17 protein-coding genes, 1 tRNA gene and 1 pseudogene are annotated in these 14,826 nt (G+C 55.6%); 16 read left to right on the top strand and 3 right to left on the bottom strand.

Annotation, left to right across the window (positions count from 1 at the left end; all coding sequences use genetic code 11):
* Positions 1 to 54 precede the first annotated feature (54 nt).
* On the top strand, positions 55 to 1,416 hold the full coding sequence (locus tag BP758_RS11755; protein WP_292371077.1) for a carboxypeptidase regulatory-like domain-containing protein: 1,362 nt from the start codon (positions 55 to 57) through the stop codon (positions 1,414 to 1,416).
* A gap of 76 nt (positions 1,417 to 1,492) precedes the next feature.
* Here the strand turns inward: BP758_RS11755 and BP758_RS11750 are convergent.
* Positions 1,493 to 1,564 (bottom strand) — tRNA-Arg (locus tag BP758_RS11750).
* Positions 1,565 to 1,621: 57 nt separating this feature from the next.
* On the opposite strand from BP758_RS11750, the gene BP758_RS11745 reads away from it, so the two are divergent.
* On the top strand, positions 1,622 to 2,065 hold the full coding sequence (locus tag BP758_RS11745) for a dCTP deaminase (RefSeq protein ID WP_292371076.1): 444 nt from the start codon (positions 1,622 to 1,624) through the stop codon (positions 2,063 to 2,065).
* Entirely contained in the window at positions 2,062 to 3,015 is a 954-nt protein-coding gene (locus tag BP758_RS11740) for a DUF128 domain-containing protein (RefSeq protein WP_292371075.1), read from the top strand. The genes BP758_RS11745 and BP758_RS11740 overlap by 4 nt, the downstream gene beginning before the upstream one ends.
* On the opposite strand, the gene BP758_RS11735 is transcribed toward BP758_RS11740, so the two are convergent.
* Complete coding sequence (locus tag BP758_RS11735; RefSeq protein WP_292371074.1) at positions 3,005 to 5,233, bottom strand: hypothetical protein; 2,229 nt, start codon at positions 5,231 to 5,233, stop codon at positions 3,005 to 3,007. The two genes, BP758_RS11740 and BP758_RS11735, sit on opposite strands and share 11 nt — an antisense overlap.
* Before the next feature lie 364 nt (positions 5,234 to 5,597).
* On the opposite strand from BP758_RS11735, the gene BP758_RS11730 reads away from it, so the two are divergent.
* Both BP758_RS11730 and BP758_RS11725 read left to right on the top strand, forming a co-directional pair.
* The gene (locus BP758_RS11730; RefSeq protein ID WP_292371073.1) at positions 5,598 to 6,584 is read left to right on the top strand and encodes a 5,10-methylenetetrahydromethanopterin reductase; all 987 of its coding nucleotides are present in this window, start codon (positions 5,598 to 5,600) and stop codon (positions 6,582 to 6,584) included.
* A 196-nt stretch (positions 6,585 to 6,780) separates the two neighbouring features.
* Positions 6,781 to 7,713 (top strand): galactose-1-phosphate uridylyltransferase, encoded by a 933-nt coding sequence (locus tag BP758_RS11725; protein ID WP_349680513.1) that lies wholly within the window; start codon positions 6,781 to 6,783, stop codon positions 7,711 to 7,713.
* 49 nt (positions 7,714 to 7,762) lie between these two features.
* Here the strand turns inward: BP758_RS11725 and BP758_RS11720 are convergent, their stop codons facing one another.
* On the bottom strand, positions 7,763 to 8,605 hold the full coding sequence (locus BP758_RS11720) for a F420-dependent methylenetetrahydromethanopterin dehydrogenase (protein ID WP_292371072.1): 843 nt from the start codon (positions 8,603 to 8,605) through the stop codon (positions 7,763 to 7,765).
* A gap of 272 nt (positions 8,606 to 8,877) precedes the next feature.
* Between BP758_RS11720 and BP758_RS11715 the strand changes: the two genes are divergently transcribed.
* From BP758_RS11715 to rps17p, 11 genes and pseudogenes are all read left to right on the top strand, one after another.
* Positions 8,878 to 9,282, top strand: a complete 405-nt coding sequence (locus tag BP758_RS11715) for a Tfx family DNA-binding protein (RefSeq protein ID WP_292371071.1) — start codon at positions 8,878 to 8,880, stop codon at positions 9,280 to 9,282.
* Positions 9,283 to 9,906: 624 nt separating this feature from the next.
* A complete protein-coding gene (locus BP758_RS11710) occupies positions 9,907 to 10,920 on the top strand; it encodes a 50S ribosomal protein L3 (protein WP_292371070.1) in 1,014 nt (337 codons plus the stop codon).
* 6 nt (positions 10,921 to 10,926) lie between these two features.
* Positions 10,927 to 11,673: a 50S ribosomal protein L4 gene (gene rpl4p, locus BP758_RS11705; RefSeq protein WP_292371069.1), complete on the top strand. Its 747-nt coding sequence runs from the start codon at positions 10,927 to 10,929 to the stop codon at positions 11,671 to 11,673.
* Positions 11,674 to 11,925, top strand: coding sequence for a 50S ribosomal protein L23 (locus BP758_RS11700; protein ID WP_292371068.1), 252 nt, complete (start codon positions 11,674 to 11,676; stop codon positions 11,923 to 11,925).
* A 10-nt stretch (positions 11,926 to 11,935) separates the two neighbouring features.
* Entirely contained in the window at positions 11,936 to 12,652 is a 717-nt protein-coding gene (locus tag BP758_RS11695) for a 50S ribosomal protein L2 (RefSeq protein WP_292371067.1), read from the top strand.
* A 6-nt stretch (positions 12,653 to 12,658) separates the two neighbouring features.
* Positions 12,659 to 13,078 carry a 30S ribosomal protein S19 gene (locus BP758_RS11690; RefSeq protein WP_292371066.1) on the top strand — a complete coding sequence of 140 codons (420 nt, stop codon included), beginning with the start codon at positions 12,659 to 12,661 and terminating at the stop codon, positions 13,076 to 13,078.
* A gap of 5 nt (positions 13,079 to 13,083) precedes the next feature.
* Positions 13,084 to 13,548, top strand: coding sequence for a 50S ribosomal protein L22 (locus BP758_RS11685; protein WP_292371065.1), 465 nt, complete (start codon positions 13,084 to 13,086; stop codon positions 13,546 to 13,548).
* A gap of 1 nt (position 13,549) precedes the next feature.
* Positions 13,550 to 14,245: a 30S ribosomal protein S3 gene (locus BP758_RS11680; RefSeq protein ID WP_292371064.1), complete on the top strand. Its 696-nt coding sequence runs from the start codon at positions 13,550 to 13,552 to the stop codon at positions 14,243 to 14,245.
* Complete coding sequence (gene rpmC, locus BP758_RS11675; RefSeq protein WP_292371063.1) at positions 14,246 to 14,449, top strand: 50S ribosomal protein L29; 204 nt, start codon at positions 14,246 to 14,248, stop codon at positions 14,447 to 14,449.
* On the top strand, positions 14,446 to 14,712 hold the full coding sequence (locus BP758_RS11670) for a ribonuclease P protein component 1 (protein WP_292371062.1): 267 nt from the start codon (positions 14,446 to 14,448) through the stop codon (positions 14,710 to 14,712). The genes rpmC and BP758_RS11670 overlap by 4 nt, the downstream gene beginning before the upstream one ends.
* A gap of 20 nt (positions 14,713 to 14,732) precedes the next feature.
* Positions 14,733 to 14,826: pseudogene (gene rps17p, locus BP758_RS11665) on the top strand (30S ribosomal protein S17); the annotation flags it as partial.

Raw genomic sequence — 14,826 nt, 5'->3', positions numbered from 1 at the left:
ACGAGCAAGGGAGGATATTTTAGTATGTATAATCATCGAATTCGTTTCCTTTTTGTGCTGCTGTGCCTTGGGATGCTCTGCGGCGCAGTACAGGCAACGAACCTGCTGATCACGGTGCAGGACAGTATCGACAACACGACCGTTCCCCATGCCACGGTCTACCTGAGCGGTGCAAATGTCGGTTTGACCAACAATGCCGGCCAGTTCCTGCTCCAGTCCGGCCAGGGAGATCTCCCCCTGCGCGTATCCCTTGACGGTTATGACGACTGGTCGAACACCGTGAGTGGAAATGTAACTACCCTTTCAGTGACCCTGGTCAGACGGACTCTCACTCTTAATGTCCTGCTGTACGATTCCAATACGCTCCAGCCGGTCTCCGGGGCAACTCTCGATCTGGTGTCGGGGAATTCATCGCAGTCCAAGACCTCCGATTCCAACGGTGCGGCAACATTCGCAACAACCGCCTATACCTATTACGGCCTCAATATCTCCGCGTCCAATTACCAGCCCCGCAGCGACACCATCGAGATGGCCTCGAAAGACCAGAACGTGCAATACTGGCTGTTGTCGAGCAACCAGTACTCGTTTGTGGTAACGGACAAATCAACGCACAAGGCTGTTCCCGGTGCGAGCATCAGCGTGGATTCTGCGCTGTTAGGAACCACGGATTCACGTGGAGTCCTGACTACGTCCCTGAGCCGAGGAAAATCGCTCTCCATCACGATCAGTAAAGATGGCTACCAGACGGTTAACCAGCTTAAGACCATCAGCTCCAGCGAAGCTGTCGATGCGGTCGAGCTCACATCGGTGCCTGTCGGTGCCTTCGTCTTTATCTATGATAAGAATAACCAGCCGGTAAACGGGGCTGAGGTTTCGATCGACAACGCCGTTGTCGCAACCAGCAATTCCTTTGGTCGTGCAACGCTGTCGGGCATGACTCCCGGGGGTTATACGATTGTTGTGAAGAAGAGCGGGTACTCGCCCGTGACCCAGACGATCACGATAGTAAACGAGTCCAGCGAATTTCCCGTGATCTTATCCCTATCCTCAGTGAGCCAGACGATCTATGTCCAGGACACCGACCAGAAGAATATTGCCGGTGCCACCGTTCTCTTAAACGGGGCTTCTGCAGGGACCACGGATACCCGCGGGCAGCTGGATACCCAGCTGGTGTACGGCACCCCCTACAATATTACCGTGACTGCTGACGGGTTCCGTGCCAAGACCGTCCAGCAGACCGTTTCGGTGGGGAATACTACGTCCCCCCTGACTATCACGCTTGAGAAGAACCTCGACCTGGGTTTCCTTACCATGATCGGGCTGGGTATCCTGGTAATAATCGTCATTGTGTTAATCCTCCGGATTGTGGGCAGGAGAGCGGCTCACCATTCCTCGGGAAGACGTGACGAGATCTGATCTTTTCTTTTTTTCCTGACGGGTTGGGTATAATAAAAGAGCCGGTATCTGTACCGGTGATTTTTAAAAAAATCAGCGGACCCAGCGGGAATCGAACCCGCGTCCTTGGGTTCGAAGCCCAAGAGGATGTCCTCTACCCTATGGATCCTTCCCCAACGTTTCTCTATCAAAAGATATTAAGTATTCTCTACCGATAGAATAGTGAATGATTCTGTCTGCCCAGGAGATTATCCGCAGGATTCATACCGAGAGCGTACAGGAAAAACTGGTCATCGAACCCTATGCATCTGAATGCCAGCAGCCTGCTTCATATGATCTCCGTGCAGCAGAGGATACCCGGCTTCTTCGGGGTACCTGCACACTTGTGCCCAGCAAAGAACACGTGGAACTGCCGCCAGATGTTGCAGGCACCCTTCGCTGCAGGTCATCGTTTGGCCGGCGGGGAGTGCTGATGGGTGCGGGTTTTGTCGACCCGGGATTTCGGGGACAGCTGACGCTCTGTCTTACCAACATGGGACCTGCGGATATCGAGCTGCATGCATCAGACCGGATCGTCCAGATGATCCTGCATGAGGTTCGAAACGGCGGGGAACGGTATAACGGGCGGTACCAGGACAGTGTCGGCGTTATGGAGGCAAAAGGGAAATGATCCGGACCGAGAGGAAGTATATCGAGATCCTGCGCATCTTAAAGGAGCACCGGGAGCCGGTGGGTGCAAAGCGGCTCTCCGAACTGATGGCGGACCGCGGTTTTGTTTTAAGCGACCGGGCCGTCCAGTATTATCTCAGTTACCTGGACTCGATGGGGTTTACCGAAAAGATCGGGAACCAGGGTCGGCTCCTGACTCCAGCCGGGCTCCAGGAATCCGATCATGCCCTCGTCGATAACCGGATTGGATTTATCATCTCAAAACTCGAACGCCTGGCCTACCGGAGCACCTTTGACCCTGTGACCGGGACCGGCGATGTTGCTTACAACCTCTCGATTGTCCCGGAGGAGAGCCTCGATCTGGCGCTTGCAGGGTTCGATGCGGTGATAAAAGCGGGGTGCGGTTTTTTTAGTTCGTACCGTATTATCGACCACGACCCCCGGGTGCCCCCGGGATGTGTGGGCGTGATCACGCTCTGCAGTATCACGATGGACGGTGTCTTCCAGAGAAACGGGATCCCGGTGGAGATGGCGTATGGCGGGCGCCTTGAGATAGAAGAGAACAAGCCGTTGGGGTTCCGCGATCTCATCGGGTACCGGGGAACCACCATCGACCCGCTGGAACTCTTTATCTCCTCGGGGCTGACATCGATCAATGCCTTTACGAAAACCCGGACCGGGATCGCCCTTGCAAACGTCCGGGAAGTCCCCTGTTCTGCCCAGAGCGAGGTTGAACTGACAATAAAGCAGATGAACGACTGCGGTTTTGTCTTCCCGGTGGCAATGGGAAACCAGGTGTTCAATCTGCCGGATAATCCGTACCGGCTGTCGATCGTGGCCTACAGCGGTCTCAACCATATCGGCAGCTGTGTCGAGCAGGGTCTCGATATCCATACGGAGATCGGCGCCGGGAATATCTCGCTTTCAAAAGTGATCGATATCAATCGCTGACCCAGGAAATATCATCGCCATGCGCCGAGGGTTTCCTGGGCTTTTTTCCTTTTGGTTCTTGCTCTGCCTGGGGGCTTTCCTGGATGTTTTCATCAGGGACGTGTTTTGGTTTTTTTGTACCGATATCCGTATGGAGAAGCGCGGAGTCTTTTGACCGCAGGGTCTCTTTTTTCGTGATAGCTTTCCCAAGGAACATATCGTCATGCGAGGGAGCCTTCCTCTCTTTAGAGGCAGTTATCACATCTTCATCGATGGGTACAGGCATACCGGTATCCGGTTCTGAGAGGGGTTCGAGTTCTTCCTGGATCGGACCTGCGGACTCTTTTGGTTCGTCCCAGTCCACGGGCTCTTCTGCTTTTGGTTCTTTCTTTCGTATCCTGATGATGGTCCGCTTCTCTGTTCTCTCTGCGGGATCGGACAGGGCAGAGGATCCCTGTGGGGAGGATTTTACCGGGGATCTCCGAAGGATAACCTTCTTTTCCTGAACCTCCTGAACCGGTGGATGTGGTTTGACGGTCGTACTTTCCGTGCGTACGGCGGTATGCCGGGCCTGCTCCCGTTTTTTCTGCAGATCCCATGCAATCCGTTCGGGATTCGAGATTCTGCCGCTCCTTGCTGCAGGAGTCAGGATCTCTTCCGGCTCTTTTGTCCGACTTGTGTCCGGAGGTGATGAAGGCCGTTTGGGGGAAACTCCCCGGGATGTGCCATCCTCGTGAGTTACCCGGGTATCCTGGTACCGGGGCTGAGGCAGTTCCCTTCCGGAGGTGCCTGCATTCTGGCGGTCCTGAACAGGCCGGGTCGCCGGCGCTGCATGTGGATATCCTCCCGGCGCACTCTGTCTTGCGGTGCGCAGCGGGACTTCCTCGTACGCCGGCAGCTCCGTCGGTACCTGTTGCGGTTCGTAGTGCTGTTTTTGTGGTCTTTCCCGGGGAATGGCGATCATATTGTCCCGGGCAGCGCTGCTGCCCGAGTCGGAATAGAACTCCGGAAGCACTGCGGACGCCTCGCGGAGGGTCTCGGGCGGCAGGCTGAACCCGGCCGGTGGCGCTCTCCGCACGGAGCCGTACCGATACTGGTCGCGGATCTCCTGGATCTCAGTGATACGAGGGACATTCTGGAGGCCGCTCAAAACAACGATGATTGCAACATAATTCGAGTTTGTGACCGGATAATCCCCGGACCGGGTCTCCATGCCTGCGATACTGCGGTCGATCCATTTACGGACCGTCATGAACCCTTTCATCGAGATCTCATGGGAGGGGCCGGCAACGAGGATGAGTGCCTTTGCAGCGCTGGTCATGTCGCAGGGGACAGAAACTTCCTGGTAGATCGCCTGTTTTGCCAGTTCGATAATCCGTTCGGCACTCTTCCGCTGTTCTTCGGAATTATCCGTGGAGCGCAGTTTTGAGAGGAAGGCCAGCGGACTGTGCCGGAGGTGCTCGACCGCATATCCTATAGCGACAAACCCCATGCCTTTGAGGGTATTGAGCACCTCGCTTGAATCCATCACGACTTCGGCAAGATCTATTCCCCCGTCTGCCCGGAACTCCCCGGCCCGCAGGATAAGGCTGATCCGGCGGATAATATTCTGGTTGAGCAGGCGGTCAGTGACTTCCTGCGGGGTGAGTTTCGGGGCATTCTTGCCAAGGCCTAAAAAGCCTTTATCGTTGTTCATATCGGCAACGATCTGGTCGCGGCGGCGGGCGATCTTTTTTAACCATGTTTCGTTGTCGAAAAGGATTGTCCCGTCAAGGAGAGGAGCGATCTGCTCGATATCATCGGCGGCCTTTGCCGATCGTTTCTCGCCCTCGGCAAGTGCGGGCAGGGTAATGAGGCCAAAGACCGGTACCGTGACTGACCCTTTGAGGGCAGTAACCAGGCCGGGCACAGCATCTGTCAGGCTCCCGCCAAGACCACAGCAGACCAGGATCGCATCGGGTTCCTCGCCTTCCCGGTTCTGGATACGGGCCATGATCTCTCCGATATCGACCCCGGACTGCCTGGTGGTGCTGGTTACGGGCGAGAGGCCTGCGTCCAGCGGCTCAAACCCGATCCTTGCATGTTCGGGCAGGGCCCATAACCGGGCAAGCGTTTCGTTGTCGGTATCGACTGCAAATGCCTGGACGCAGGTCACCTTACTGCTTTTGCGGTCGTTGGCATAGAGAGCATCCGCTATCCGGCAGCCGGCACCTCCTAGGCCAATCGCAAGTATCCTCATCCTTCACGCCCGCACAGGAACCCGAGTCGGGTTCCCACCCTGATAATCTACCGTATATATTCTCCTCTGTTCTTCAATATCTTATAGGATATCTTCCGCTAAAAATGTGTACCGGCCGGTACCCCGAGAAAAAGATTTTGACATGGACCCATCAGCATTATCCTGAAAACCCGTAACCCGAAAATCAGTCTTTGAATCCCCGGTTCTTCCTGCGTTTATCCCGGATTTGCCGGTTTTTTCATTTATGCCCGGCCCAAAAACGAATAATCGGGCACCAATTCGTGCGGAGGGGCTCCTGCGTCAAGATTTAAATGATAATTTATTTAAATGCGTGTACGGTAATACTCCATGAGGTGAACAAGCCTTGACATATGGAATTGAATTTGTACCAGGAAATGTCAACGTAAAGCAGGTTGTAAACTTCTGCAAACTTGCTGAATCCAAAGATATTGACTTCGCATGGATCACCAACCACTACAACAACAGACACTGTTATCCCGTCCTTGCCGCAGTCGCACAGGCGACCACCACCCTGAAGATGGGTCCGGGTATCATGAATTCGTTTACCGACACCCCGGCCGCCATGGCATCCTTCATGTGCACCCTCAATGAAATCTCTGACGGGCGTGCAGTGCTCGGTATTGGCCCCGGCGACCTCTCGACCCTGCCAAAGATCGCTATCCACGCAGAGAAGCCGGTTGCCCGCCTCGAAGAGGCAGTCGTCCAGTTCCGCAAGCTCGTTGCCGGCGAACAGGTTAACAAGTCCGGCATGCAATTCTTCGACTACGATGGTGCAAAGCTGACTGGTGTCACGCTCCCCGGCAAGAAGGGTATCCCGGTCTACATCGGTGCACAGGGCCCCAAGGTTCTTGAGCTCGCCGGAAAGGTCGGCGACGGTGCATTGATCAACGCATCCAACCCGAAGGACTTCCAGATCGCGATCCCGATCATCAAGAAGGCATCCGATGCAGCCGGCAAGAAGACCTTTGATGTCGGTGCATACACCGCTATGTCGATTGACCGCAGCGAGAAGAAGGCACGCAATGCAGCAAAGATCGTGGCCGCATTCATTGCAGCCGGCTCTCCGGAAGCACTGCTCACCCGCCATGGTCTTGACCTCAACAACGTGGCAAAGATCAAGGCAGCACTCGGCAAGTTCGACTTCAAGACCGTTGGAGAACTTGTAGGCGACAAGGAGATCGACGCATTTACCATTGCAGGTACCCCTGAAATGGTCAAGGCAAAGTGCGAAGACCTTACAAAGGCCGGCGTTACCCAGATCATCTTCGGTTCACCACTCGGTCCTGACATGACCACCTCTATCCGCCTGCTCGGCAAGTATGTCGTATAAGCAGATCTAAATTATCTGCTTTTGAATACCGCCGAAAAAGTTCCCTTTGGGAACCGTGGCAGATAGTAAAAAAACCTTTTTTCTTTTTCGTCTTTGACCTCTCGTGCATGAGAGATCCTGCGTACTGGACTATCCTGTGAACCTAAGGGAAATTGCAAATGACTATCTGGTCCAAAAGAAGTACTCCCTTTAGAATATGGACCTGTTTACCGTAACTGATGTTGCAACCGGGCGGGGAACATTACAATACCGGGAGGAACGGTTTACCGGCCTGCGGTGCCGGATCAGCCCGGAGCGGGTCAAGCGCCATATTGATCACCCGTTTGAGCTTCCGCAGGAAACAGCAGACTGCCCCTTCTGCGAACAAAATATTTTTTCAATAACTCCGAAATTCCCCAATGGGAAACGTATCATGGTGGGAGAGAGTGTCACGTTTCCCAACATGTTCCCCTTTGCCGCATGGCACACGGTGACAGTGATCACCCGGGCGCATACGGTTCCGGAGTTTTCCCGACAGCAGATAGCCGATGCGCTTCGCGGCCAGGTTGCATCGCTCCTGCGGTTTGATGGCTATCCCTCGATCAACTGGAATTACCTGCCTTCCTCCGGTGCCAGTATCATCCATCCTCATATGCAGGGGATCTGCGATACCCGCCCGTCGTGGCTGGTAGAGCGGTACCTGTCCGCAGGTAAGGAATACCGGAGAAAGACCGAAACCTCCTACTGGGCAACGGTGCGTGAGCAGGAACGGTCTTCGGAGCGGTTCCTGTTTGGGGACGAGATCCTCTGGTCCGCACATGCCGTGCCGGTGGGGGAGCGCGAGGTCAGGGGGCTTATCCCGGTGGCACGACTGGATGAGCTGGAGAGTTATATCGATACCCTTTCCGAGGGGATACTCCGGGTCATCTCGCTCTATAAGAAACTCGGGACCGTGGCGTATAATATGGCGATCTATTTTGCCCGGAAAAACGATGAGGAATTTTCTGCATTCTGTTCGCTCATCTCCCGGATCAATCCGAATCCTCTCTCAACAAGCGACTCGGCGTTCATGGAGCGTCTCCACAATGAGCCGATCATCATGACGCTTCCGGAGGAGCTCGGCCGGTACTATCGGAGTGAAGGCAGATAAGCACAGTTCTGGCTTACGAAATATCGAAAAAAAGAAGAAAAAAATTAAGTTACTCGAATTTTGCAACGAGTTTGGTCTTGCGGACGAGCGTGCCATCCTTCTTGTGGGGCTGGCGCAGGATGCTGTCGCCTGCTTTCTCAAGCTCGCGGGCCTGATCGCAAAGCTCTGCTGCAACCCTCATCATTTCGTGAGCGCTTGCAACGATCGGGATGTATTTCTCCCATTCCTTGGTCATGAAGCAACCCTTGACATTCTGGCCTGCAACAGCTATCGCGATCTCGTGTGCAGCGCGTGCCTTAGCAAGAGCGTAGGAGTTAGTGAACTCGCCGTCAACCGCCTTGTCGGTGGTCATGATGATCTTCGGGAGCTCGATCTCTGTGCCTTTCTTGCCTGCCTTGACCTGGTCGATGACCTTGTCGAGAGCTACCTGGAGCTTGCGGAATGCACCGGTAATTGCCAGAACCTTGACGAGGTTGCCGTTGTAGTCGGCCATCTCGACGGGGTCGAGGAACTCGCGGCGTGCACCGATCATGGAGTCTGCCTTCATGATGATATAGCCGAACTTGGTGTCAGCCTTGACGCCTTCCCACTCCTTCTTCGTGGTTACATCGTCAGTGATGATGATGGTCGGGATACCTGCTGCAGCGAGCTGTTCGCGGGCACCGGTCGGGCCGGGGAGAACCCCGTTGGGGGAAACGACAATACAGAAGTCCGGCTGGTATGCCTTCAGGTTTGAAACTACACGGTCGACATCTGCCGGCTCGAGTTTTGTGCCGCTGGTCGCCATGAATGTCTGCATGTCTTCACGGTCTGCTCTCTCGTCGAGGAGCAGTTCTGCCATTACACCACTTGCAATATTTCCTAACTTGGCTACGCCTACTTTAACAACCATTAAAATTTCACCTCTATTTGTTTTATAGAACGTTAATATGACCCGGTATTCTTATAAACATTTTGAAATCACTTTTTACGCCGGCAGATCTGTCCGTTGTACCTTGGGATTGTATGGTCGGGGCTCCTCTGACGCCCGGTGCGTGCCCGGGTTTTGGGCCGGACCGGGGCGGGGAAGTGTCAGATTTATCCGCCTTATGGCCCTGGAAGAACCGGGCCGGAACCTGCAGTGTTAACGAAAAGTGTTTAAATCAATGGGGTGGAATGGATATTATGAAAGATGGTCTGCTCACCGACAGACAGCGGGAAGTGCTCCGTTACCGCAAACAGGGGATGACCCAGCAGCAGATCGCAGACATTATCAAGACCTCAAAGGCCAATGTCTGCACGATCGAGAAATCTGCAATGGAGAATATCCGGCGGGCAAAGGAGACGCTGGAATTTTTGTATACCCTCGATGCAACGCACCTTTGCACCATCCCCTCCGGGACCGATCTCTTCGAAGTCCCGGGGATGATCTTTGCCGAAGCGGAGAAGGCAAAGATCAAAGTGAAGTACGATACGATCTCCCTTATCAACCGGCTGCGCGAGTCCCGCCCGCAATCCTATAAGGCACGGTGCATCTGCGAGGATGTGCAGATCTATATTACCGATGACGGAGAGATCTATTTCGGATAAGCTGCATCGATGGTAGCTCCGGACATGCTACCGGATCCGGTATTGCAATCTGTGCCCTGAAATCGGGGGCATAGATATATATGCTTTTTTGGTCAATATTTAAGGAAGCCGATAAGGAAATTTCCTCGTATATCTCCCCTTAACCCGGGAGGATGCAGCGGCCGGGATCGGACCGGAAACGACACAGGGACGATCCTGCCGTAAGGATATTTCCCGATTGGTGACCCCCGCACACAATGCGGGGGATCCCGAGAAGGAGTTGTGATCCGTCACAACGGGCTGACAGAGTGGGATCTGACCGTGACGCACGGGTGGACGTTTCCAAGAGAAACGAGCCTGTTCCCTGGAATACCCGGGGATGCGTCAATGTCAGGGTCTTCTTTCGCGAAAACGAAAAAAAACACCCGAACCGGGAATCCGGGCAGTAATGTGCCCGGCTTTTCGGTGAAGGTGTGCCGGCAAAGGAAAAACCACCGGTTTCCGGTGGTTTTTTTATATTTTGCCGGTCGCGTGTTGGCTTACCAGACAGGCACGTGATATCACTTCAGTCTCGGAATCATCTTTGAAAAATTCGTGTCACCAAAAAAAATCAAAAAAACACGAATGAAAAGGATTGATTGACACATGCCAAAGATAAACAGACCACGTCGAGGCTCGCTGGCATTCAGCCCACGGAAGCGTGCGCAGAGCCCCATACCCAAATACAAAGCATGGCCCGAGCACACCGGCGCACCGGCGCTGCTTGGCTTTGCCGGCTATAAAGTGGGGATGACGCATGTTCTCATGGTGGATGACCACAAGGACAGCCCGACTGAAGGCAAGGAGATCATGGTACCGGTGACCGTTATTGAGATCCCGACCATGAAGGTTGCCGCAGTGCGTGCCTATTCGCAGGATACCTACGGCAAGCATGCATTCACGGAACTCTGGGCAGAACCGCTGGACAACCAGCTTTCCCGCCGGATTACCGTCCCGAAGAACTACGACAGCACTGCAGCCAAGAAGAAACTGGCAGATGCGGTTGCCGCCGGAACTGTTGTTGAGCTCTATGCACTTGCATACACCCAGCCAGCCATCATGAGCGGTGTCCCGAAAAAGGTACCCGACCTCATGGAGATCAAGGTCGCCGGTGGGGATATTGCAAAGCAGTACGAGTTTGCGCTCGGTCTCTTAGGAAAAGAGGTCCAGCTCAACAGCGTTATGCAGGTTGGCCAGTATGCCGACATTACCGCTATCACTATCGGTAAGGGCACGCAGGGACCGGTCAAGCGCTGGGGTGTCACCCTCCGTAAGAGGAAACACTCTGTCGGTGGCAAAGAACGCCACGTCGGTACCCTTGGTCCGTGGAACCCCCACCACATCCGCTGGCAGGTTCCGCAGAGTGGCCAGATGGGCTACCAGCAGCGCACCGAATTCAATAAGCGCATCTTAAAGATTGGCGAGAACGGTGCGGAAATTACCCCGGCAGGAGGCTTCCTCAACTACGGTGTCCTCCGGAACGGGTATGTCATCATCAAGGGTTCGGTTCCCGGCCCCGCAAAGAGACTGATCCGCATCCGCCCGGCAATCCGCCAGGGAGAACACGCAGTACGGTCGCCCGCGATCCAGTTCGTGAGCGTCCAGAGCAAGCAGGGGTGATCAGAGATGAAAGCGCAGGTCAAAAAGATTGATGGAGGCGTGGCAAAGGAGATCGAGCTCCCGGTCATGTTCTCAGAAGAGTACCGCCCCGATCTGATCAGGAAGGCAGTTCTTGCACTCCAGAGCACCCGCAGGCAGCCGCACGGCTCCTACCCGTATGCCGGTATCTGCTCGTCAGCAGTCGGCTGGGGAAGCGGTCGCGGTGCATCGCACGTCCCCCGTCTCAAGAACGGTTCGCGTGCAGCAAAGGTCCCGCAGGCAAAGGGAGGTCGTGAGGCCCACCCGCCGACAACCGCAAAGGTCCTCATCAAGGAGATCAATGCAAAGGAGAAGCAGAAGGCGTTCCGTTCTGCGGTTGCAGCCAGTATCGTCCCGGAGCTTCTCAGCGGCAGGGGACACCTCTTTAATGGCGCAGTCCCGTGCATCTTTGAGGACAAGTTCGAGACCCTCGCCCGCACGCAGGATGTAATCTCTGCACTGATAAGTGCAGGCGTCTATGCGGATGTCGAGAAGGCAAAGGACAGCAGGAAAGTCCGTGCAGGCCGGGGCAAGCTCCGTGGCCGCCGGTACAGGCAGAGGAAGAGCCTGCTCATTGTCACATCCGGCCCCGAGTTCCGCGCAGCACGCAACCTCGCCGGAGTGGATGTCGTAACGGTCGACCAGCTCAATGTCGAGCACCTCGCCCCGGGCATGCAGGCAGGACGCCTGACGGTCTGGACCGAGAGTGCGGTTACCCGCCTGGAGGGAAGGTAAATGTCTACCTTAAAGCACCCGTTTGTCACAGAAAAGGCCATGGTGTCCCTGGAAAACGAGAACAAGATCCAGTTCCTTGTCGACAGGCAGGCCACGAAAAAGGACATCAAGCGTGACATCGAGAAGGCATTTGACCAGAAGGTCAAGAAAGTCCACACGGTCATGACCATGCACGGCGAGAAGAAAGCCGTCATAAGCTTCGAGAACGATAAAGCCGCCGAGGAAATCCTGAGCCGGCTTGGCATCATGTAAGGTGGGGAACATGGGACATCGAATTACTACACAGAACCGTGGCAGGGGAGGCCCGACCTATCGCGCCCCGTCCCACCGGTACAAGGCAGAGTTAAAACATATCGGCGATGGCTCCGAGACTATCACCGGTACGATCATCGATATCGAACACGACCCGGCACGGAACGCCCCGATTGCCCGTGTCCAGCTTGAGGACAACACCAAAGTCTACATGCTGGTCACCGAGGGTGTCGGTGTTGGCGAGGTCGTTGCCTGGGGAACTGATGTCGAGGTAAAGAACGGGAACACGCTCCCGCTCCAGAGCATCCCGACCGGGTCCTACATCTGCAACATCGAGTCGCGCCCCAACGATGGCGGCAAGTTTGTCCGCTCGACCGGGGTCCAGGCTGTCGTCGTCGACAAGATTGGCGATCGCGTTGGTGTGCGGATGCCCAGCGGCAAGACCAAGTGGTTTAACGTACGCTGCCGCGCAACCATCGGCATTGTCGCCGGTGGCGGCCGCGTGGAAAAGCCGTTTGTAAAGGCCGGCAACAAGGCCCACAAGATGCGGAACACTGCATCGAACTGGCCGCGTGTCCGTGGTGTCGCAATGAACGTCATCGACCACCCGTTCGGTGGCGGTGGACACCAGCACCCGGGACGCCCGAAGACCATTGCCCGCGGAACATCTCCAGGCCGTACGGTCGGACATGTAGCAGCACGCCAGACAGGCAGAAGCAGGAAGTGAGCGGATATGGCAGCACCAAAGAAAACACAGAAGAGAATGCCCAGACGGCGTGAAGAGTTCACCTATCGCGGGCACAAAATCGACGAGCTCCAGGCGATGGGCTTAAGCGAACTCATCCCGCTGATGCCAGCCCGCGCACGCCGGAAGTTTAACCGCGGCCTGAACCGCGGCGAAGAGACACTCCTTGAGAAGATCCGGGGAGGGGACGAGAAAGTCCGTACCCACCTGCGTGAAATGATCGTGATGCCCGAGATGATCGGAAAGAGCATCGAGATCTACAACGGCAAGGAGTTCGTAAAGGTAGAGTTCCAGCCGGAGTCGGTCTTCCACTACCTCGGGGAATTCGCACTCACGAGAAAGAAGGTCACCCACGGTTCCGCCGGTATCGGTGCAACGAGGGGCAGCAAGTACGTACCGCTGAAGTGATGGAAATGGCACGCATTGCATATTCAAAGAAGGTTGAGGGCGACAATATCGCCCGTGGCAAAGCAAACGAGCTTTCCATCTCTCCCAAGCACTCGATCGAGATCGCCGGGTTCATCCGGCACCAGCGCGTCAACGATGCGCTCAAGTACCTCGCCGATGTTGTGGCGCTCAAGAAGGCGATCCCGTTCCGGCACTTTAACCGGAACGTTGCCCACAAGAGAGGTCTTCCCGGCAACTGGGACGCAGGCCGGTACCCGGTCAAGGCATCCCAGGCCTACATCAGGATCCTCGAATCGATCAAGAAGAACGCGGAATATTCCGGTCTTGACACCGAGAACCTGGAGATCATCCACGTCTCGGCAAACCGCGGCCGCGCCCAGAAAGCCTATTTCCCCCGGGCAATGGGCAGGGCATCTCCCAAGGCACGGGAAACCGTGAACATCGAGATCGTTGTCCGCGAGGTGGCGTAACATGGCAGTCGAAAGAAAATTCATTGCTGAAGGCGTCAGAAAGGCCCGCGTCGAGAAGTACCTCACCAAGGAACTCAAGCGCGCAGGCTACGGCGGCATGGACATTGCCCGCACGCCTCTTGGCACCCAGGTCACGATCTTTGCAGAAAAGCCGGGTATCGTGATCGGTAAGGGCGGCAAGCTCGTCCACCAGCTGACCCAGGACCTTGCGCAGAACTACGGTGTCGAATCGCCGCAGATCGAGGTCCAGCAGGTCCAGAACCCCAGCTTCAACGCCCAGATCATGGCAGAACGGCTGGCAAACGCGCTCGAACGCGGCTGGTACTTCCGTAAGGCAGGCTCCAGCATCATGCGCCGGGTCATGGACTCAGGCGCTCTCGGCTGCGAAGTCGTGATCGCCGGCAAGCTGACCGGTGCACGTGCACGGACCCAGAAGTTCACCGAAGGCTACATCAAACACTGCGGTGAACCGAGCAACACCATCGTCGAGAAAGGCTATGCAATCGCCATCAAGAAACTCGGCGTTATCGGTGTTCAGGTCAAGATCGTGCCCGCCGATGCAAAGATGCCCGACCACTTTGCGGTGATCGAGCAGGAAAAGAAAAAGCCGGCAGCTCCCAAAGCTGCCGCCCCGGTAGACTCCGCAGAAACGGAAGAGCCGGCACTTCCTGACGACATCGGTGACGAGGTGCAGTAAATGGCAATCTTGAGAGCACACGATGTCCAGCAGCTCACGGATGTCGAACTGCAGGAACAGATGGGAAAACTCCAGATGGAACTTGTCCAGCACTATGGCAAGGTCAGCGCCGGTGGGGCAACAGAGAACCCCGGCCACATCCGTGAACTCCGCCGTACCATTGCCCGCCTGATGACCGAGAAGAACCGCAGGAGCCGCGTATGATCTCCTGCCAGAACGTCGCACGGCACGAGCTGATCGGCCTTGACGTTCTGGTAGCAGGAGCCACCAATCCCTCACACGCGGGACTGGGCGGACACATCATCGATGAGACAAGGAACCTCGTTGTCCTGCAGACTGAGACCGGAATAAAAAAGCTCCCTAAATCCGGGAGCACGTTCCGGGCCCGTCTGCCCGACAACAGCCTTGTTGAGATACATGGATCCGCACTGATTCTGGCTCCTGAAAAGAGGCTCAAGCGAGCATAAGACTTTAAGAGGATACCATAATGGCACAAAACATTGGATTGGACGTCCAGGCTCCAAAACAGGAGTGCAAGGACGTTAATTGTCCGTTCCACGGCACTTTACCGGTGCGCGGCC

This window comes from Methanoregula sp. UBA64 (assembly GCF_002502735.1).
Lineage (GTDB): Archaea > Halobacteriota > Methanomicrobia > Methanomicrobiales > Methanospirillaceae > Methanoregula.
Note: the sequence above shows the minus strand (reverse complement) of the source record. Positions and strands in the feature narration are given on the sequence as shown.

Coding starts and splice junctions, on each gene's coding strand:
- BP758_RS11715 (WP_292371071.1), top strand. CDS start 8,878: ATGAAAGATGGTCTGCTCACCGACAGACAGCGGGAAGTGCTCCGTTAC.
- BP758_RS11670 (WP_292371062.1), top strand. CDS start 14,446: ATGATCTCCTGCCAGAACGTCGCACGGCACGAGCTGATCGGCCTTGAC.
- BP758_RS11685 (WP_292371065.1), top strand. CDS start 13,084: ATGGCACGCATTGCATATTCAAAGAAGGTTGAGGGCGACAATATCGCC.
- BP758_RS11735 (WP_292371074.1), bottom strand. CDS start 5,233: ATGAGGATACTTGCGATTGGCCTAGGAGGTGCCGGCTGCCGGATAGCG.
- rpl4p (WP_292371069.1), top strand. CDS start 10,927: ATGAAAGCGCAGGTCAAAAAGATTGATGGAGGCGTGGCAAAGGAGATC.
- BP758_RS11710 (WP_292371070.1), top strand. CDS start 9,907: ATGCCAAAGATAAACAGACCACGTCGAGGCTCGCTGGCATTCAGCCCA.
- BP758_RS11740 (WP_292371075.1), top strand. CDS start 2,062: ATGATCCGGACCGAGAGGAAGTATATCGAGATCCTGCGCATCTTAAAG.
- BP758_RS11745 (WP_292371076.1), top strand. CDS start 1,622: ATGATTCTGTCTGCCCAGGAGATTATCCGCAGGATTCATACCGAGAGC.
- BP758_RS11690 (WP_292371066.1), top strand. CDS start 12,659: ATGGCAGCACCAAAGAAAACACAGAAGAGAATGCCCAGACGGCGTGAA.
- BP758_RS11695 (WP_292371067.1), top strand. CDS start 11,936: ATGGGACATCGAATTACTACACAGAACCGTGGCAGGGGAGGCCCGACC.
- BP758_RS11700 (WP_292371068.1), top strand. CDS start 11,674: ATGTCTACCTTAAAGCACCCGTTTGTCACAGAAAAGGCCATGGTGTCC.
- BP758_RS11725 (WP_349680513.1), top strand. CDS start 6,781: ATGGACCTGTTTACCGTAACTGATGTTGCAACCGGGCGGGGAACATTA.
- BP758_RS11680 (WP_292371064.1), top strand. CDS start 13,550: ATGGCAGTCGAAAGAAAATTCATTGCTGAAGGCGTCAGAAAGGCCCGC.
- BP758_RS11720 (WP_292371072.1), bottom strand. CDS start 8,605: ATGGTTGTTAAAGTAGGCGTAGCCAAGTTAGGAAATATTGCAAGTGGT.
- rpmC (WP_292371063.1), top strand. CDS start 14,246: ATGGCAATCTTGAGAGCACACGATGTCCAGCAGCTCACGGATGTCGAA.